Annotated in this window: 15 protein-coding genes and 2 pseudogenes; 13 read left to right on the forward strand and 4 right to left on the reverse strand. The window is 68.6% G+C overall.

Translation table 11 applies throughout. The features are described 5' to 3' along the window. Nucleotides 1-2 precede the first annotated feature (2 nt). From QR64_RS21760 to QR64_RS21770, 3 genes are read left to right on the forward strand one after another with little or no spacing between them, the layout of a single operon-like run. On the forward strand, nucleotides 3-1256 hold the full coding sequence (locus QR64_RS21760; RefSeq protein WP_016691728.1) for a cysteine desulfurase: 1254 nt from the start codon (nucleotides 3-5) through the stop codon (nucleotides 1254-1256). Nucleotides 1257-1260: 4 nt separating this feature from the next. Further along, nucleotides 1261-1752 carry a Fe-S cluster assembly sulfur transfer protein SufU gene (sufU, locus tag QR64_RS21765; protein WP_026061042.1) on the forward strand — a complete coding sequence of 164 codons (492 nt, stop codon included), beginning with the start codon at nucleotides 1261-1263 and terminating at the stop codon, nucleotides 1750-1752. After that, on the forward strand, nucleotides 1752-2171 hold the full coding sequence (locus QR64_RS21770; protein WP_016691730.1) for a metal-sulfur cluster assembly factor: 420 nt from the start codon (nucleotides 1752-1754) through the stop codon (nucleotides 2169-2171). The genes sufU and QR64_RS21770 overlap by 1 nt, the downstream gene beginning before the upstream one ends. 56 nt (nucleotides 2172-2227) lie before the next feature. On the opposite strand, the gene QR64_RS21775 is transcribed toward QR64_RS21770, so the two are convergent. Together QR64_RS21775 and QR64_RS21780 are read right to left on the reverse strand one after the other, a co-directional pair. After that, nucleotides 2228-3265: a Ku protein gene (locus QR64_RS21775; RefSeq protein WP_039587160.1), complete on the reverse strand. Its 1038-nt coding sequence runs from the start codon at nucleotides 3263-3265 to the stop codon at nucleotides 2228-2230. A gap of 98 nt (nucleotides 3266-3363) precedes the next feature. Next, nucleotides 3364-4479, reverse strand: a complete 1116-nt coding sequence (locus QR64_RS21780) for a lycopene cyclase family protein (protein WP_039587161.1) — start codon at nucleotides 4477-4479, stop codon at nucleotides 3364-3366. 167 nt (nucleotides 4480-4646) lie between these two features. Here QR64_RS21780 and QR64_RS21785 point away from each other — a divergent pair, with 167 nt between their 5' ends. Both QR64_RS21785 and QR64_RS21790 read left to right on the forward strand, forming a co-directional pair. After that, nucleotides 4647-6278 carry an ABC-F family ATP-binding cassette domain-containing protein gene (locus QR64_RS21785; protein ID WP_039587163.1) on the forward strand — a complete coding sequence of 544 codons (1632 nt, stop codon included), beginning with the start codon at nucleotides 4647-4649 and terminating at the stop codon, nucleotides 6276-6278. Between the two features lie 120 nt (nucleotides 6279-6398). Beyond that, a complete protein-coding gene (locus QR64_RS21790; protein WP_026061044.1) occupies nucleotides 6399-6650 on the forward strand; it encodes a helix-turn-helix domain-containing protein in 252 nt (83 codons plus the stop codon). Between the two features lie 17 nt (nucleotides 6651-6667). On the opposite strand, the gene QR64_RS21795 is transcribed toward QR64_RS21790, so the two are convergent. Further along, entirely contained in the window at nucleotides 6668-7234 is a 567-nt protein-coding gene (locus QR64_RS21795; protein ID WP_006551512.1) for a TetR/AcrR family transcriptional regulator, read from the reverse strand. 61 nt (nucleotides 7235-7295) lie between these two features. Then, nucleotides 7296-10076, reverse strand: a pseudogene (locus QR64_RS21800) (aconitate hydratase); the annotation flags it as partial. A gap of 341 nt (nucleotides 10077-10417) precedes the next feature. Between QR64_RS21800 and QR64_RS21805 the strand changes: the two are divergent. The 8 genes and pseudogenes from QR64_RS21805 to inhA all read left to right on the forward strand — a co-directional run bounded on the left by QR64_RS21805 (nucleotide 10418) and on the right by inhA (nucleotide 18165). Beyond that, the gene (locus QR64_RS21805; protein WP_024100824.1) at nucleotides 10418-10966 is read left to right on the forward strand and encodes a DUF6676 family protein; all 549 of its coding nucleotides are present in this window, start codon (nucleotides 10418-10420) and stop codon (nucleotides 10964-10966) included. Between the two features lie 364 nt (nucleotides 10967-11330). Next, nucleotides 11331-12248 (forward strand): coiled-coil domain-containing protein (locus QR64_RS28355; protein WP_411908095.1); only part of this gene is annotated, 918 nt, incomplete at its 3' end. A 1-nt stretch (nucleotide 12249) separates the two neighbouring features. Next, nucleotides 12250-13148 (forward strand): annotated as a pseudogene (locus QR64_RS28360) (NlpC/P60 family protein); the annotation flags it as partial. A 171-nt stretch (nucleotides 13149-13319) separates the two neighbouring features. Continuing rightward, nucleotides 13320-14524, forward strand: a 1205-nt coding sequence (locus tag QR64_RS21815) for an AAA family ATPase (RefSeq protein ID WP_411908096.1), incomplete at its 3' end; no start/stop codon positions are given. 36 nt (nucleotides 14525-14560) lie between these two features. Next, nucleotides 14561-15520, forward strand: a complete 960-nt coding sequence (locus tag QR64_RS21820) for a DUF58 domain-containing protein (protein ID WP_039587166.1) — start codon at nucleotides 14561-14563, stop codon at nucleotides 15518-15520. Beyond that, nucleotides 15517-16497, forward strand: a complete 981-nt coding sequence (locus tag QR64_RS21825) for a VWA domain-containing protein (protein WP_006551517.1) — start codon at nucleotides 15517-15519, stop codon at nucleotides 16495-16497. The genes QR64_RS21820 and QR64_RS21825 overlap by 4 nt, the downstream gene beginning before the upstream one ends. 65 nt (nucleotides 16498-16562) lie before the next feature. Further along, nucleotides 16563-17312 carry a 3-oxoacyl-ACP reductase FabG1 gene (gene fabG1, locus QR64_RS21830; protein WP_006551518.1) on the forward strand — a complete coding sequence of 250 codons (750 nt, stop codon included), beginning with the start codon at nucleotides 16563-16565 and terminating at the stop codon, nucleotides 17310-17312. A 46-nt stretch (nucleotides 17313-17358) separates the two neighbouring features. Then, entirely contained in the window at nucleotides 17359-18165 is an 807-nt protein-coding gene (gene inhA, locus QR64_RS21835; protein ID WP_006551519.1) for an NADH-dependent enoyl-ACP reductase InhA, read from the forward strand. The last annotated feature ends 7 nt before the right edge of the window (nucleotides 18166-18172 follow it).

Below are 18172 nucleotides of genomic sequence, written 5' to 3' on the forward strand. Positions count from 1 at the left end.
GGATGACGGTGCCGGTGCGGACCTTGGACATCGCCCGGATCAGGGCCGATTTCCCGATCCTCGCGCGCACGGTGCGCGACGGCAAACCCCTGGTCTACCTCGACTCGGGGGCCACCTCCCAGCGCCCGGTACAGGTGCTCGACGCCGAGCGTGAGTTCCTCGCGACGCGGAACGCGGCCGTGCACCGCGGTGCGCATGCGTTGTCGGAGGAGGCGACCGACTCGTACGAGGACGCCCGCGCCGTCATCGCGTCCTTCGTCGGGGTCGACGTCGACGAGGTGGTGTTCACCAAGAACGCCACCGAGTCGCTCAACCTCGTCGCGTACGCCTTCGCCGACGACCGGTTCCCGCACCGGCTCGGCCCCGGTGACGAGATCGTCGTCACCGAGCTCGAGCACCACGCGAATCTCGTTCCGTGGCAGGAACTCGCGCGGCGCACGGGTGCCACCCTGCGCTGGTACGGGGTCACCGACGACGGTCGCATCGATCTCGATTCGCTGACGCTGACCGACGCCGTGAAGGTCGTGGCGTTCACGCACCAGTCGAACGTGACCGGTGCGGTCGCTCCCGTCGAGGAGATCGTGCGGCGCGCGAAGGAGGTCGGCGCGATCGTCGTGCTCGACGCGTGCCAGTCGGTGCCGCACATGGCCGTCGACTTCCGCGCCCTCGGTGTGGATTTCGCGGCGTTCTCCGGACACAAGATGTTCGGTCCGTCCGGCGTCGGCGTCCTCTACGGTCGCCGCGACCTGCTCGCCGACGTACCGCCGTTCATCACCGGTGGCTCGATGATCGAGACGGTGACGATGGAGGCCACGACCTTCGCCGCACCGCCGCAGCGATTCGAGGCCGGCTCGCCCATGGTCTCGCAGGCCGTCGGTCTCGGTGCCGCCGTGCGCTACCTGCAGGACATCGGCATGGACGCCGTCGCCGCACACGAACACGAGCTGACCGCTGCGGCGCTCGCCGAACTGGGTGGGATCGACGGCGTGCGCATCATCGGACCCACGACCGCCGAACAGCGCGGCGGGGCGGTGTCGTTCGTCGTGGACGGGATCCACGCCCACGATCTCGGCCAGATCCTCGACGACGAGGGCGTCGAGATCCGGGTCGGACACCACTGCGCCTGGCCGCTGCACCGCCGCTTCGGGGTGGCCGCGACCGCCCGCGCATCGTTCGCCGTGTACAACACGCCGGATGAGGTGCAGGCACTCGGCGCGGCGATCCGGCGCGCCCAGAAGTTCTTCGGGGAGGCGTGATCCGATGCGGATGGAGCAGATGTACCAGGAAGTGATCCTGGACCACTACAAGCACCCGCACAATCGCGGACTGCGCGAGCCGTTCGGCGCCGAAGTGCACCACGTCAACCCCACTTGCGGCGACGAGGTGACCCTGCGCGTGCACATCGACGGCGACACCGTCGCCGACGTCTCCTACGACGGGCAGGGCTGCTCGATCAGCCAGGCGTCGACGTCCGTGCTCACCGACCAGGTGATCGGCGTTCCGCTCGGCGATGCACTGAAGATCGTCGAGGGCTTCGTCGAGATGGTCGGCAGTCGCGGCACCGTCGAGGGCGACGAGGACCTGATCGGCGACGGCATCGCGTTCGCCGGCGTCGCGAAGTACCCGGCGCGCGTGAAGTGCGCGTTGCTGGGCTGGATGGCCTTCAAGGACGCGGTCGCGCAGACCGTGGACGCCGCCCCCGCCGACCTGGCGGGCGGCGCGCACACCCTTTCGAGCGGAGGACAGAACTGATGACCGAACCCGCACCGGGCACCGTGAACACCGACGAGAATCCGACGGCCGACGCCGGCGCGGACGAGACCTCGACGCTGGTCGCGGCCACGGCCCCGCCGCTGGATCCGGGCCGCCTCGACGAACTCGAGGAAGCGCTGCGCGACGTCGTCGACCCCGAGCTCGGCATCAACGTCGTCGATCTCGGTCTCGTCTACGGGATCTCCGAGGTCGACGAGACCGTGACCGTGGACATGACGCTCACCTCGGCGGCGTGCCCCCTCACCGACGTCATCGAGGAGCAGGCCAAGGGCGCACTCGTGCGCAGCGGTCTGTGCGACGAGCTGCGCATCAACTGGGTGTGGATGCCGCCGTGGGGTCCCGACAAGATCACCGACGACGGACGCGAACAGCTGCGCGCACTCGGATTCACCGTCTGATCCGGCCTTCTCCGGCTCCGATCCTCGGCGCCTGATCTTCGACTTCTCGTCGGAGGTCAGGCGCCTTTGCGTTCGCCGGAGGTCTTCTTGGCGGCCGTCTTCTTCGCAGGACTCTTCTTCGCCGTGCTCTTCGACGCCGAACTCTTGGACGCGGTCTTCTTCGCCGCGGTCTTCTTCGCGGGACTCTTCTTCGCCGTGCTCTTGGACGCGGTCTTCTTCGCGGGGGCCTTCTTCTTCGCGCCCTCGTCCTCGCCTTCGTCGTCGTCCTTCGAGGACTTCTTCCCGCCGGAGGACGAACCGGACGGGACCTTCTTGCCCGCCGCGTCGACGCTGCGCTGCAGGGCCGCGACGAGGTCGAGCACCTCGGCGTCCTCTTCGCTGGTGTCGGGTTCGGCGACCTGGAAGACCTTCTCGCCGCCACGAGCGAGGGCCTCGTCGATCAGCGTGCGCAGTTCCACTTGGTATTCGTCGGTGAACTCGGTGGGATCGAAATCGTCGGACATCGACTCGACGAGGGTCTCGGCCATCGCGAGCTCGCGTTGCTTCGGCTTCTCGATGTCGTCGAGCGACTCGAACTCGGCTGCGCGGACCTCGTCGGGCCACAACAGGGTCTGCAGGATGAGCAGTCCGTCGCGGGTGCGCAGCGCCGCCAGGCGGGTGCGCTGACGAAGCGTGAAGTGCACCAGCGCCGTCCGGTCGCTCTGCTCGAGAGTCGCGGCGAGCAGGCCGTAGGCCTTCGGCGACGACGAATCGGGTTCGAGATAGTACGACTTCTCGAACAGGATCGGGTCGATCTGCTCGGTGGGCACGAACTGCAGCACCGGGATCTCGTGCTTCTCGGCCGCGGGGAGTTTCTCGAAATCCTCGTCGGTGAGCACGACCCGCTCGCCGTCCTCGGAGTCGTACGCCTTGTCGATGTTCTGGTACGGGACGACCTCACCGCACTCGGTGCACACGCGCTGATACTTGATCCGCCCGCCGTCCTTCGCGTGTACCTGGTGGAAGGAGATGTCGTGCGACTCGGTGGCCGAGTACACCTTCACCGGCACGTTGACGAGGCCGAACGCGAGTGAGCCTTTCCAGATCGACCGCATGTGTCCATCATGATCGACACCTCGGGGCCACGCTGGAAAGCTGCGAAACTCACCGGCCGGTTCGCCGAGACGTTCGCCACACCGCCGCGCCCGGCGGATCAGCGGAGCGAACGCAGAATCGTCGCGCGCGCACCCATCGGCAGCACCCGGAACAGCCGCCACATCGTGGCCGCCACGCCGGTCGCATCGTCGCGACCGGACAGGTAGGCGCGTTGCTGCTCGACCGGAAGGTCGAAGAACGCGTCGAAGAACTCGATCGCTCCGCGTGCGTCGAGTCGCAGCAGGACCCGCAGCCCCATCTGCCGCAGCGTCGCCACCGAGCGGGCGCGGACCGACCACAGGACGCGCTGCGGATCGTCGCCGCGGCGCATCTCATCGACCACCGCATCCGCGGTGGACAGGGCGGTGGCCACCGCGTATCCCGTGGCCGGATGCATGAGACCACCGCGAGCGCCGAAACCGACCACCCCGGGGGCCGTCGGTGCGCTCTCGACGGCGAAGCGCACCCGTTCGACCTGCTCGTCGCCGGTCGTGCGCACTCCTCGCGCTGCGAGGCGGATGTGCAGGCGCCGCTCGAGTTCGCCGAGACCGAGTGCCGGACGGCCGACGAGGCAGGTCTCCTCGAGGATCGTGCGTCCGTCGCCGACCGGCACCGCATACAGGAAGGACGGCACGTCGTCGGGGCCCGTGCCGTTGTCGCGGCGCCAGTCCATGAACCAGGCATCGTGGCCGTCGAGTGCCGGAGCTGCGGTCGTATCGTCGACGATCAGCCCGAATGCCGTCTGCTGGGCACGTTCCGGTTCGGCGGGAACCCCGCGGGCATCGACGACGTAGCGGGCAGTCACCCGGCGTCCGTCGCCGAGGACCACGCCGTCCGCATCGACGTCGCGTACCCGACCCGTGACCACCGTGACGGCGTCGAGGGCGAGGAAGTCCTGCAGGCACGCCGTGTCCAGCACCCGGTAGGCACGATCGACGATCCGGGGCTCGGTCGTCCACGCCGCGGGCCTGTCGATGCGTGCTGCCACCACCTCGTCGGGCAGCCAGGCGGGCAGTTCGTCGGCCCACGCCGCGTAGGTCGCGGTCCACCGACGCTGTGGACGCACGTCGACGGCCGTCACCGACAACCCGGCCGCGGCGGCACGGAACGCCAATGCACGGCCGGCGGGGCCGAGTCCGGCCACGACGAGGTCGGTGGAGGGAAGGTGGGTCACGGGCGCCAGCCTAGGTTGCGCACGGGGAGAACCCGGCCGCGCGTGGCGAGGGGTAGTGCATCTCACCGTGGGAGCGAGGTGCTGTCACTGTAAAATGGGTGGTTCGTGTGCCCGGCTGTTTGCCAACATGGCACCCATCCATCGTCCTTCGTTCTAGGAGCCCGTGCGTGATCACCGCTACCGACCTCGAAGTCCGCGCCGGCGTGCGGACGCTGCTCACCGCCCCCGGCTCGGGGCTGCGGGTGCAGGCCGGGGACCGGATCGGCCTCGTGGGACGTAACGGTGCCGGCAAGACCACGACCCTGCGGATCCTCGCGGGTGAAGGCGAACCCTACGCCGGCGCCGTGATCCGTTCCGGAGACATCGGTTACCTGCCGCAGGATCCCAAGGAGGGCAATCTCGACGTCCTCGCCAAGGACCGGGTGCTCTCGGCGCGAGGTCTCGACGAGATCCTCCGCAGCATGGAGAAGCAGCAGGCGCTCATGGCGGAGGCCGTCGACGAGAAGATCCGCGACCGTGCCGTGCGCAAGTACGGTTCGCTCGAAGAGCGTTTCGCGACGCTCGGCGGATACGTCGCCGAATCCGAGGCCGCGAGCATCTGCCACAGCCTCGGCCTGCCCGACCGGGTCCTCGGCCAGCCCTTGCACACGCTGTCGGGTGGTCAGCGCCGCCGTGTCGAACTCGCCCGCATCCTGTTCGCCGCCTCGGACGGCTCCGGCGGGAAGTCCGACACCACGCTGCTGCTCGACGAGCCGACCAACCACCTCGACGCCGACTCGATCACCTGGCTGCGCGGTTTCCTGCAGAACCACGACGGTGGGCTCATCGTCATCAGCCACGACGTCGACCTGCTCGCCGATGTGGTGAACAAGGTGTGGTTCCTCGACGCGGTGCGCGGCGAGGCCGACGTCTACAACATGGGTTGGAAGAAGTACCTCGACGCACGCGCGACCGACGAGGCGCGGCGCCGGCGCGAGCGTGCGAACGCCGAGAAGAAGGCGTCCGCCCTGCAGAAGCAGGCCGCGAAGCTCGGCGCGAAGGCCACGAAGGCCACGGCCGCCCAGAACATGGCCAAGCGTGCCGAGAAGCTGCTCTCCGACCTCGACGACGTGCGCGTCGCCGACAAGGTGGCCAAGATCCGGTTCCCCACGCCGGCCGCCTGCGGAAAAACCCCGCTGATGGCCAAGGAACTGACCAAGGTCTACGGCTCCCTGGAGATCTTCACCGGCGTCGACCTCGCGATCGACCGGGGCAGCCGCGTCGTCGTCCTCGGCCTCAACGGTGCCGGCAAGACGACGCTGCTGCGACTGCTCGCCGGTGTGGAGCAGCCGGATCTCGGCGAACTCGTGCCCGGCCACGGTCTGAAGATCGGCTACTTCGCGCAGGAGCACGACACCATCGACGACTCGGCGACGGTGTGGGAGAACATCCGGCACGCCGCTCCGGACGCCGGTGAACAGGACCTGCGCGGACTGCTCGGCGCGTTCATGTTCACCGGTCCGCAGCTCGAGCAGCCGGCCGGAACACTCTCCGGCGGTGAGAAGACACGACTCGCCCTGGCGGGCCTCGTCTCGTCCGCGGCGAACGTGCTGCTCCTCGACGAACCGACCAACAACCTCGATCCCGTCTCTCGCGAGCAGGTGCTCGACGCGCTGCGGAGCTACGAGGGTGCCGTCGTGCTGGTCACCCACGATCCGGGTGCGGCCGAGGCCCTCGACCCGGAACGTGTGATCCTGCTTCCCGACGGGACCGAGGACCACTGGTCCCAGGAATACCTCGAGCTCATCCAGCTCGCCTGATCGGGCCTCCGGTCGGATCCGTCCCCCGATCCGCTCCCGCTGGTCCGATCTGCGTCCGCGCAACCTGACAGTCCTCTAGCCTGGGAAAGGGACCTTTGGCGAGGGCGCAGGGAGGATCCGATGGCGCGAAATTCCGGTGGTGGAGAGACGACCTACGCGAAGGGAGCCCGAGTTACAGGGGAATCGCGGGACCGCTTGCAGGAGGATCTGAAGCGCCGCTACGAGGAAGGCGCGAGCATTCGGAGGCTCGCGCAGGAAACCGGTCGATCCTACGGTTTCGTGCACAACGTTCTCGTGGAGTCGCAGGTGCGGCTGCGGGGCCGCGGCGGCCCGAACCGTCGTCGGGCGGCAGCGAGCGACGAGAAGGCGTGAGGAACGGATCCGGCGCATCAGTCGCGCCGGCGCACGGATTCCTCGACGAGGTCCAGAACCGCGACGAGGTCCTGTTCGGTGTGTCCAGAAGCGAGGCGGGCGACGAGTCCGTCGAGCACGAGGTCTAGATAACCCAGGACGACTTCCGTCGGCACGTCGTCGCGCAGCCGGCCCGCTTCCCGCTGCCGTTCGAGGCGTCCGACGGTGGCCTCGGTGAGTTCGGCCGAATGCTGCGTCCACGCCCTCGCGAACTCGGGGTCGGTGCGGAGACGGCGCGTGATCTCGAGCCGCGTCCCGAGCCAGTCGAACTGGTCGGGGGAGGACAGCATGTCGCGCATGACCTGCACGAGACCCTCGTTGGCCGCGACATCGGCCATCCGTCTCGCATCCTCCTGGGCGAGGGCGAGGAACAGTCCGTCCTTGTCCTTGAAATGGTGGAAGATCGCGCCACGGGACAGACCCGTGGCATCTTCGAGCAGTCGCACGGTCGCGCCGTCGTAACCGTATTCGGCGAAGCAGCGACGGGCACCGTCGAGGATCTGCCTGCGCCGCGCGGCGAGATGGTCCTCACTGACCTTGGGCACGCGCCACTTCCTTTCGGCTCGATGGAGACGGCGGGCCCGAGACGAGTCTCGTCCCGGGCCNCACGTACTGCAGGATGCCGCCGTTGCGGTAGTAGTCCGCCTCACCGGGGGTGTCGATGCGGACGACAGCGTCGAAGGTGACCTTCTCGCCGTTGTCCTTGGTCGCCGTGACCTTGACGGTCTTCGGCGTGACGCCCTCGTTGAGCTTCTCGATGCCCTCGATGTCGAAGACCTCGGTGCCGGTCAGGCCCAGCGACGCGGCCGACTCGCCCGCCGGGAACTGCAGCGGGATGACGCCCATGCCGATGAGGTTCGAGCGGTGGATGCGCTCGAAGGACTCGGTGATGACGGCCTTGACGCCGAGCAGGCGGGTGCCCTTGGCGGCCCAGTCACGCGAGGAGCCGGAACCGTACTCCTTGCCACCGAGGACGACCAGCGGGATGCCGGCCTTCTGGTAGTTCTGCGAGGCGTCGTAGATGAACGCCTGCGGAGCACCGTCCTGGGTGAAGTCGCGGGTGTAACCACCGGAGACCCCGTCGAGCAGCTGGTTCTGCAGACGGATGTTCGCGAAGGTGCCGCGGACCATGACCTCGTGGTTGCCACGACGCGAACCGAGCGAGTTGTAGTCCTTGCGCTCGACACCGTGGGCGTCGAGGTACTGCGCGGCCGGGGTACCCGGCTTGATCGGACCGGCCGGGCTGATGTGGTCGGTGGTGACCGAATCGCCGAGCAGCGCGAGGACGCGAGCGCCCTTGATGTCGCTGACCGCGTCCGGCTCCATCGTCATGCCCTCGAAGTACGGAGCCTTGCGGACGTACGTCGAGTCCTCGTCCCACGCGAAGGTGTCGCCCTCGGGGGTCTCGAGGTTCTGCCAGCGCTCGTCGCCCTTGAAGACGTCGGCGTAGGACTTGCGGAACATGTCCTGGTTGATCGCCGACTTGATGGTGTCGTCGATCTCCTGGGCGGAAGGCCAGATGTCCTTCAGGAAGACGTCGTTGCCGTCCTTGTCCTTGCCCAGCGCGTCGGTCTCGAAGTCGAAGTCCATCGTGCCCGCGAGCGCGTACGCGATGACCAGCGGCGGCGAGGCCAGGTAGTTCATCTTCACGTCGGGGGAGATACGACCCTCGAAGTTGCGGTTGCCGGAGAGCACCGCGGTGACCGAGAGGTCGTTGTCGTTGACGGCCTTCGAGATCTCCTCGGGCAGCGGCCCGGTGTTACCGATGCACGTGGTGCAACCGAAGCCACCGAGGTAGAAGCCGAGCTTCTCGAGGTACGGCCACAGGCCGGCCTTCTCGTAGTAGTCGTTGACGACCTGCGAACCCGGAGCCATGTTGGTCTTGACCCACGGCTTGGTGGACAGGCCCTTCTCGACGGCGTTGCGGGCGAGCAGCGCGGCGCCGAGCATGACCGACGGGTTGGAGGTGTTGGTGCAGGAGGTGATGCCCGCCACCACGACGGCGCCGTGGTCGAGGACGAACTCGCCGCGCTCCTCCGAGACGACCTTGACCGGCTTCGACGGACGTCCGTGGGCACCGTTGGCGGCCGAGTGGACGTCGACGGCACCGTCGTCCGCGAAGGACAGCACGGCCGGGTCGGACGCCGGGAAGGTCTCCTCGACGGCCTCGTCGAGCTTGGTGTGCTCGGCCGGGAGGTTCTCCTCCACGTAATTGTGGATGTCCTTGCGGAAGGCGACCTTCGACTCGGACAGCAGGATGCGGTCCTGCGGGCGCTTCGGGCCGGCGATCGACGGGACGACCGTCGACAGGTCGAGCTCGAGGTACTCGGAGAACTCGGGCTCGCGGCTCGGGTCGTGCCACAGGCCCTGCTCCTTGGCGTACGCCTCGACGAGAGCGAGCTGCTCGTCGCTGCGGCCGGTCAGGCGCAGGTAGTTGATGGTCTCGCCGTCGATCGGGAAGATCGCTGCGGTCGAACCGAACTCGGGGCTCATGTTGCCGAGGGTCGCGCGGTTGGCGAGGGGGACCTCGGCCACGCCGGCGCCGTAGAACTCGACGAACTTGCCGACGACGCCGTGCTTGCGCAGCATGTCGGTGACGGTGAGCACGACGTCGGTCGCGGTCACGCCGGGCTGGATCTCACCGGTGAGCTTGAAGCCGACCACGCGCGGGATGAGCATGGAGACCGGCTGGCCGAGCATCGCGGCCTCGGCCTCGATGCCGCCGACGCCCCAGCCGAGCACGCCGAGGCCGTTGACCATCGTCGTGTGCGAGTCGGTGCCGACGCAGGTGTCGGGGTAGGCCTGCCCGTTGCGGACCATGACGGTCGGGGCGAGGTACTCGATGTTGACCTGGTGGACGATGCCCATGCCCGGGGGGACGACGCGGAAGTCGTCGAAGGCGCCCTGGCCCCAGCGCAGGAACTGGTAGCGCTCGCCGTTGCGCTCGTACTCGAGGTCGACGTTGCGCTCGAGGGCGTCGGCGCGACCGAAGTAGTCGAGGATCACCGAGTGATCGATGACCATGTCGGCGGGGGAGAGGGGGTTGACCTTGTTCGGGTCGCCGCCCAGGGTGGTCACGGCCTCACGCATGGTGGCGAGGTCGACGACACAGGGGACGCCCGTGAAGTCCTGCATGATCACGCGTGCGGGCGTGAACTGGATCTCGATGCTCGGGTCGGCGGAGGGATCCCAGTTGGCGATGGCCCCGATGTGATCGGTCGTGATGTTGGCACCGTCCTCGGTGCGCAGCAGGTTCTCGGCCAGGACCTTCAAAGAGTAAGGAAGTTTCTCGGTGCCGGGGACGGCCGACAGGCGGAAGATCTCGTAGGAGTTGTCTCCGACCTGCAGCGAACCCTTGGCGCCGAACGAATCACTACTGGTGCTCACGTCAGCTCCACTCGTCGTTTCGGCTGGCCGCCGACGGGGCTGTGTCGACGGCTGAAGCGAGGCACACGACGTCCGCCCGCGGCCCGTGGCCCGGATGCAGTAGTCGTGGCGTCTCGCCCTCGATTCTAACAGTACGCTTGTCCTGTATTGAACCGAAGTCGGGTCCGTCGTGTCGACGAAGCGTCCCGCCGGCATCGGTCCTGCTCGCGACGAGTGCTTCGAGCCGCCGTCGCGCGATCGCGTAATGTTCTGCCTTGCCCACGGGTGTGGCTCTTCGTGTCGTCTCCGCACGGCCGGATCGCCGTATCGCCCGGCTTCTGCCCCAGCACCACCGGAGAGAGATGTCTGCGCCACTGCTTCGTATACCGGGCCCTGCGCTCACGGATCTTCCCGCCGGGGTCTCGGTCGAAAAAGTGCTCGCCGATCTCGCCGACGACCAGGTGGCGGCGCCCTCGCAGTACGTCGACGACCTCGTCGCCGAGGTGCAGCGCGCGCAGGAGAACGGGATCGACCTCAGCGTGGTCGTGCTCGACCGGGACCCCCGTATGGATTCGCAGCTGCGCGACCTCGCGACGGAGGTCGGCGCCGAGGACGGCGGAACGGTGCTGGTCCTCAGTCCGGGATGGGTCGGGACATTCAGCGAGGATCTCGACCGCGTCACTCTCGAGGCCGCCCAGGATCGCACCTACACCGGCGATCCGGTGGTCTCCACACGCAACTTCGTCGACTCGGTGCTCGAGCCGTCACCGCCCTGGACGCTGATGACGCTGCTGATCGTCGCAGTGGTCGCCCTTGCGGCCGGCGCGACCTGGCTCGCCAAACGCCGCCGCGCGGACGGTGACGCGACCGTTGCCGGAGGTAACGGATCGTCATCGGCCAAGGACGTCTGAGGTCTCTTTCCGTCACCGCGGAGATCGTCTCCGGGTTGTCCTCGCCCCGACCGTGACGGAATCCGGCAGGGAAGATCGTTCGGTGTCCTCACGGTGTTCCTCGGTGTCCGCACCGTGTTCTTTCGGAGTTCTTCCGGCCGATCTTCGTGACTGTCATGCGACATACCCCTGAGGTGTCGTACGGTTTTCATGACGCTCTTGGGGAAGGTGTGTCACAACCCGGCTCGTGGGGACGCTGTCCGCAGCCGGTGTACGACTGCAGCGTGTGAGCCGTGGGGCACCCACGGCGAGCGGATGCTGCCTGCCTTCCTCGGGTCGTCCGGCCGGATGTCTCGGCCACCAGGTGCGACCGAGGGAGATGCAAGTGAGACGGTTCGGTATCCACGGAGGGATTCCGCGACGGTCGGGGCCGGACGGCACCGCCACGACGCTCACTGCAGGCCGTCGACCCGACGGTCCGACGCCCGGTCGCACCCCGCGGACGCGCGCCGGCACGCTCCTCGCCGGTTTGGGGTTGGTCACAGCCGTGCTCCTTACCGTGACCACGACGGCGTCCGCCGCACCGCCCCCGCCGCCGAACCCTTCGGACGCCGAGATCGACCGCGCTGGTGCGGCCGTCGCGGCCAACATCGACCGGGTCGGGCAGCTGATCGTCCGGATCGCCGGCGCGGATCAGCAGCTCGCCGAGCTCGACGCGCAGGTCGCCATCCGCCGCGAGGACGTCAACCGCGCCCTCGTCGATCTCCAGAGCGCGCGCGACGCAGCGGATCTCGCCGAACGGGTGGTCGTGGATTCCCGCCGCGCACTCGACGACGCCGCCGACCGGATCTTCGCTGCCCAGAAGAACTTCGACGCGTTCGTCCGCGACAGCTACACCCGTGGCGCCAACTCGGTCTCCCTCGCGGCCTTCCTCGACGTCGACGGTCCCGACGATCTGCTCGACCGCGCCCAGGTCATGCGGTTGCTATCCGCCGGGCGCGCCGCGGTGCTCGATGCGCTCCAGCGCGCCCGGGCCCAGGAGGCCAACTCCCACTCGCGGGCACGCGCGGCCAAGCTCGAGGCCGACGCGGCGGCGGAAGCCGCCGAGCAGCGCAGGGCCGAGGCCGAGGCCGCGATTGCCGTCGCGCGAGCGGAACTCGGTCGGCAGGCCGCGGAGAAGTCGCGCATCGAGCAGGAACGTGCGAACGCGCAGAGCGAACTCGACCGGGCCCGCGTGAACGTTGCGGGCCTGGAAGGGCAACGCGCGCAGTACCAGGACTGGGACCGTCGCCGCGCAGCCGAGNCGGAACTCGCCAACGGCCGTCGCCCCCACACGCTGATCGAGGAGTCTCCGTCGACCGGCGAGAGCGACGTCGCCTCACCGGGTGAGGTCACCACCGAATCCGGAGCGCCGGAGGGCAGTGACACCGATACGAGTGGCACCGATACGAGTGGCACCGACACGGCTGCACCGGACTACACCGACGACGCCACGGTCCCAGACGGTACCGACGGTGGAACCGTCCCAGACGGTACCGACGGTGGAACCGTCCCAGACGGTACCGACGATGGATCCGTCCCGGATGGCACCGACAGCGGCACGATCCCCGACGAGGACGAAGACGAGGACAGCGGCGACGACGGTGGGATCGACTGGGAGAACCCGGATCCGGGCGACCCCGTCGTGGAGACCCCCGGATCGGGGACCGGGGGATCGGGTTCCCGCCCCTCCACACCGAATTCGACGCCCGGGATCCCGTCGCGTCCGTCCGTCACCGGTCCCGCTGCGGTGGAGATCGTCATCGACCGTGCGATGTCCCAGATCGGCGTCCCGTACGCGTGGGGTGGTGGCAATGAGAACGGCCCGACCCGCGGTATCCGCGACGGCGGCGTCGCCGATGTCCACGGCGACTACGCCAAGGTCGGCTTCGACTGCTCCGGACTGATGATCTACGCGTTCGCGGGCATCGGCATCTCGCTCCCGCACTACACCGGCTACCAGTACACGGCCGGTACCCAGGTTCCGTCGTCGCAGATGAGACGGGGCGACATGATCTTCTACGGGCCCAACGCCAGCCAGCACGTCGCGCTGTATCTCGGCGACGGGCAGATGCTCGAGGCGCCGCAGTCGGGATCGTTCGTGAAGATCTCGCCGGTACGCTGGGGCGGCATGACACCGTACGTGGTGCGCATGGTGTCGTGAGGGCGAGGTTTGCCGCGGCCCTCGTACCACCGAGGGCGGGTGCCATCCGGTCGTTTCCGGGTGCCGTCTCCCGGTCGGTGCAGGGGCGACGACACACCGAGCCGTCACCTGCAATAGTGGTGCAGCAGGTGTTTCCAGCGGAGCGACGTAGGCGAAAGCGGTGGATTGTTGGTGACCTCACGCGAGGGTGGGACGTCCGGTTCGGCGACGCCGGGCGACCAGGGCGGTAACGACGGACGCAAGAACAACCAGGCTGCGGCGGGTGCCGCGCCGGCGCCGAAGGCGGCCGGTGCGAACGGTCCGGCTCCGCAGGTGTCCGGCGCGAACATGCGGAAACCCGGCGACGCTCCTGCGAAGGCGTACGACCCCGCCGACGACGTCCGTCTCCTCGAACGGGCCATCTACGAGGTCAAGCGCGTGATCGTCGGCCAGGACCTGCTGGTCGAGCGGATGCTGGTCGGTGTGCTCGCGCGCGGGCACGTGCTGCTCGAAGGCGTTCCCGGTGTCGCGAAGACGCTGGCCGTCGAGACCTTCGCGAAGGTCGTCGGTGGGTCGTTCTCCCGCGTGCAGTTCACTCCCGACCTCGTGCCGACGGACCTCGTCGGTACCCGCATCTACCGGCAGGGACGCGAGGAGTTCGACACAGAACTCGGACCGGTCGTTGCGAATTTCGTGCTCGCCGACGAGATCAACCGCGCCCCGGCGAAGGTGCAGTCGGCGCTGCTCGAGGTGATGGCCGAACGCCACGTCACGATCGGTGGCAAGACCTTCCCGATGCCCGAGCCGTTCCTCGTGATGGCGACGCAGAACCCCATCGAGAACGAGGGCGTTTATCCGCTGCCGGAAGCGCAGCGCGACCGTTTCCTGTTCAAGGTCCTCGTCGACTATCCGTCGGTGGAGGAGGAACGCGAGATCGTCTACCGGATGGGTGTCGCCGCTCCCGAGCCGAAGCAGGTGCTCGACAACGAGCAGCTCCTGCGCCTGCAGAAGATCGCCGGCCGTGTGTTCGTGCACCACGCGCTCGTCGACTACGTGGTGAGGGTCATCTTCGCGACGCGTCGGCCCGCCGAGCTCGGCCTGCACGACGTGCAGGGCTGGATCGCCTACGGCGCCTCGCCCCGCGCGACGCTCGGCATCATCTCCTCGGCGCGTGCCCTGGCGCTCGTGCGCGGTCGCGACTACGTGGTGCCGCAGGACATCGTCGACGTCATCCCCGATGTGCTCCGCCACCGCCTGGTGCTGTCCTACGACGCGCTCGCGGACGACGTCTCCCCGGACCAGATCATCACCCGAATCCTGCAGACCGTGGGTCTTCCGCAGGTCGCGCCCCAGGCGAACGCACCCGTGCCGACCGCGACCCCCGGCCCGGCGCCTGCNGGTGCACCTGATCCGCAGGGAGGTGCGGGCGCGCGGTGAGCACACGTCCTCACGACGGGTCGCCACCGCGGTTCCGGACCGGTGAATTGCGCGATCCCGCGCTCACCGCCGCGCTCCGCACCCTCGAGCTCACCGTGCGGCGCCGTCTCGACGGCGTCCTGCACGGCGACCATCTCGGTCTGATCCCGGGCCCCGGTTCCGAGCCGGGGGACGCCCGCGAGTACCAGCCGGGTGACGACGTGCGGCAGATGGACTGGTCGGTCACCGCGCGCACGACGCACCCGCACGTGCGGCAGACCGTCGCCGACCGGGAACTCGAGACGTGGCTCGCGGTCGACCTCTCGGCCAGCCTGGACTTCGGTACCGGCATGTGTGAGAAGCGCGACCTGGCGATCGCAGCGGTGGCCGCGCTCGCGCATCTGACCACCGGCAGCGGGAATCGGATCGGCGCGGTGATCTCCACCGGCAACGAGACGGCCCGCGTCCCCGCGCGTGGTGGGCGGCTGCACGCCCAATCGTTGTTGCGTACCGTCGCGACAACCCCGCACGCACCCGACGGGACCCGCGGTGATCTCCGGGGGCTCGTCGAGTCGCTGCGACGTCCCCAGCGCCGCCGCGGTCTGGCGGTCGTGGTGAGCGATTTCCTCGGCCCTCTCGACTGGGAGCGCTCCCTGCGGGCACTGTCCGGCCGGCACGAACTGGTCGCTGTCGAGATCGTCGATCGCCGCGACCTCGAACTGCCCGATCTGGGCGACGTGGTGCTGCACGACCCGGAAACGGGCCGCACCCGTGAATTCACGACTACTCCCGAACTGCGGGCCGACTATGCGCAGGCCGCCGTCGAGCATCGCGCGGCCGTGCACCAGGCGCTGCGCAGTTCAGGTGCACCGGTGCTGACGTTGCGCACCGACCGTGACTGGATCGGCGATGTCGTCCGATTCGTCGCGGCCCGGCGGCACAGCTTCGGCGCACCCGCACGGCAGGGGGGACGATGAGCCTGTCCGGTTTCACTTCACCGTGGTGGCTGCTGCTGTTGTTCGTCGTCGCCGCCCTCGGCGGCGCATACGTGCTGGTCCAGCGCCGGCGCCAGACGAACACGCTGCGCTTCACCAATCTCGAGCTGCTCGAGAAGGTCGCGCCCGCCCGCCCGGGACGTGCTCGGCACATTCCCGTCGCACTGTTGCTCGTCGGGCTCGTCTTCCTCACCGTGGCGCTCGCCGGCCCGACCGCCGAACAGCGGGTGCCGCGCAACCGGGCCACGGTCGTGCTTGTCATCGACGTGTCGTTGTCGATGGAGGCCACGGACGTCGCGCCCACACGACTCGCCGCCGCACAGGAGGCGGCCAAGCAGTTCGCCGACGACCTGACGCCCGGCATCAACCTCGGTCTCGTCGCGTTCTCGGGTACCGCCTCGGTCCTGGTCTCGCCGACCACCAACCGGGAGGCGAGCAAGTCCGCGATCGACAACCTGCAGCTCAGCGAGCGCACTGCGACCGGCGAGGCGATCTTCACGGCGATGCAGTCGATCGACACGCTCGCCGCCGTGCTCGGCGGCAGCGACCAGGCGCCGCCCGCGCGGATCGTGCTGCTGTCCGACGGCAAACAGACCGTCCCCGAGAGTCCCGACGATCCCCGCGGGGGCTTCACCGCGGCGCGGCAGGCGGCGGAGAAGGGAATCCCGGTCTCGACCATCTCGTTCGGCACCCAGACGGGCACCGTCACCATCGAGGATGATCGGATCCCCGTGCCCGTCGACGATCCGTCGCTCAAGGAGATCGCGAATCTCTCGGGCGGGAGCTTCTTCACGGCGGCAAGCCTCGAAGAACTCGAGGACGCCTACAACACGCTCGAGGAGCAGATCGGCTTCGAGACGACCCGCGGCGACGCCAGCCGTCCGTGGCTCATGCTCGGAGCGCTCTCGGTGATCGCGGGGCTCGGCGCGGCGATGGTGTTGCGCCAGCGGCTGCCCTGATCCACCTTGTGCACGCTCACGGAGCGTTTTCCGTCCCGGCCAGGCCACCAGATAGGTTGGAATGCATGACTGACGCAGATAGTGCCGCAGCGTCCACGCGCGCGGGTGCCACCCCCCGATCCGTCCTCGTCACCGGTGGAAACCGCGGGATCGGCCTCGCCGTCGCCCGTCGCCTGCAGGCGGACGGCCACAGGGTCGCCGTGACCCACCGCGGTTCGGGCGCGCCCGACGACCTGTTCGGTGTGCGGTGCGACGTCACCGACACCGACTCGGTCGACGCCGCGTTCAAGGAGGTCGAGGAGCATCAGGGTCCCGTCGAGGTGCTCGTCGCGAATGCGGGCATCACCGACGACACCCTGCTGATGCGCATGACCGAGGACCAGTTCAGCTCGGTGATCGACGCGAACCTCACCGGCGCCTTCCGGTGCGCCAAGCGCGCCAACCGTGCGATGCTCCGTGCCCGTTGGGGCCGCATGATCTTCCTCGGCTCCGTGGTCGGCCTCGCCGGTCAGGCCGGTCAGATCAACTACGCGTCCTCGAAGGCCGGTGTCATCGGGCTCGCCCGTTCGGTCACCCGCGAACTCGGTTCGCGATCGATCACGGCCAACGTCGTCGCTCCCGGTTTCATCGAGACCGACATGACTGCGGATCTGTCAGACGACCTGCGCGACACGGCGAAGAAGTTCATCCCGCTGCAGCGACTCGGCAAGCCCGAGGACGTCGCAGCCGTCGTCAGCTTCCTGGCCTCCGACGACTCCGCCTACGTCTCCGGCGCCGTGATCCCGGTCGACGGCGGCATGGGCATGGGCCACTGACGGTCTCGCGACCACATCCGAATCTCACTGGAGGACCGACACACTCATGGGCGGACTGCTCGAGGGCAAGACCATTCTCGTCACCGGCATCATCACCGATGCCTCGATCGCCTTTCACACCGCGAAGGCCGCGCAGGAACAGGGCGCGAAGGTGATCATCACCGGCTTCGAGCGACTCCGGTTGATCGACCGGATCGCGCAGCGTCTCCCGCAGCCGGTGCCGCCGGCGATCTGCCTCGACGTGCAGAACCAGGAGGATCTCGACGGTCTCGCCGACAAGATCCGCGAACTCGCACCGGAGGGGATCGACGGTGTCGTCCACTCCATCGGTTTCGCACCCCGGTCCTGCCTGGGCAGCCCGTTCCTCGACGCGCCCTGGACGGACGTCGCGGTGGCGCTCGAGGTGTCGGCCTACTCCTACGGCGCGCTCGCCAAGGCCGTCCTACCCGTCATGAACGAGGGCGGTTCGATCGTCGGAATGGACTTCGACCCGTCCCGGGCCGTGCCGTTCTACAACTGGATGGGTGTCTCCAAGGCGACGCTCGAGTCGGTGAACCGCTACGTGGCCAAGGAAGTCGGCCCGCGCGGTATCCGTTCGAACCTCGTCGCCGCCGGCCCGATCAAGACGCTCGCGGCCAAGGCCATCGCGGGCGACGCGACCGGCCCGGGCGCGGAGATGAACCGTCTGAACGAGGGGTGGTCGGCGGCGTCCCCGATCGGCTGGGACGTCGACGATCCGACGCCCGTGGCGAAGACCGTGTGTGCGGTGCTGTCCGACTGGCTACCCGGGACAACGGGATCCATCGTCTACGTCGACGGTGGTTTCCACTCCCAGGTCGGCTTCGGCAGCTGACCGTACG

This window comes from Rhodococcus sp. Chr-9 (assembly GCF_000801125.1).
In the GTDB taxonomy this organism is placed as follows: Bacteria; Actinomycetota; Actinomycetes; order Mycobacteriales; family Mycobacteriaceae; genus Rhodococcus; species Rhodococcus pyridinivorans.

Bases quoted from the DNA above. Each gene is read 5' to 3' on its own strand.
- QR64_RS21790 (WP_026061044.1), top strand. From the start codon at position 6,399: ATGGCGCGAAATTCCGGTGGTGGAGAGACGACCTACGCGAAGGGAGCC.
- sufU (WP_026061042.1), top strand. From the start codon at position 1,261: ATGCGGATGGAGCAGATGTACCAGGAAGTGATCCTGGACCACTACAAG.
- fabG1 (WP_006551518.1), top strand. From the start codon at position 16,563: ATGACTGACGCAGATAGTGCCGCAGCGTCCACGCGCGCGGGTGCCACC.
- inhA (WP_006551519.1), top strand. From the start codon at position 17,359: ATGGGCGGACTGCTCGAGGGCAAGACCATTCTCGTCACCGGCATCATC.
- QR64_RS21805 (WP_024100824.1), top strand. From the start codon at position 10,418: ATGTCTGCGCCACTGCTTCGTATACCGGGCCCTGCGCTCACGGATCTT.
- QR64_RS21770 (WP_016691730.1), top strand. From the start codon at position 1,752: ATGACCGAACCCGCACCGGGCACCGTGAACACCGACGAGAATCCGACG.
- QR64_RS21775 (WP_039587160.1), bottom strand. From the start codon at position 3,265: ATGCGGTCGATCTGGAAAGGCTCACTCGCGTTCGGCCTCGTCAACGTG.
- QR64_RS21760 (WP_016691728.1), top strand. From the start codon at position 3: ATGACGGTGCCGGTGCGGACCTTGGACATCGCCCGGATCAGGGCCGAT.
- QR64_RS21825 (WP_006551517.1), top strand. From the start codon at position 15,517: ATGAGCCTGTCCGGTTTCACTTCACCGTGGTGGCTGCTGCTGTTGTTC.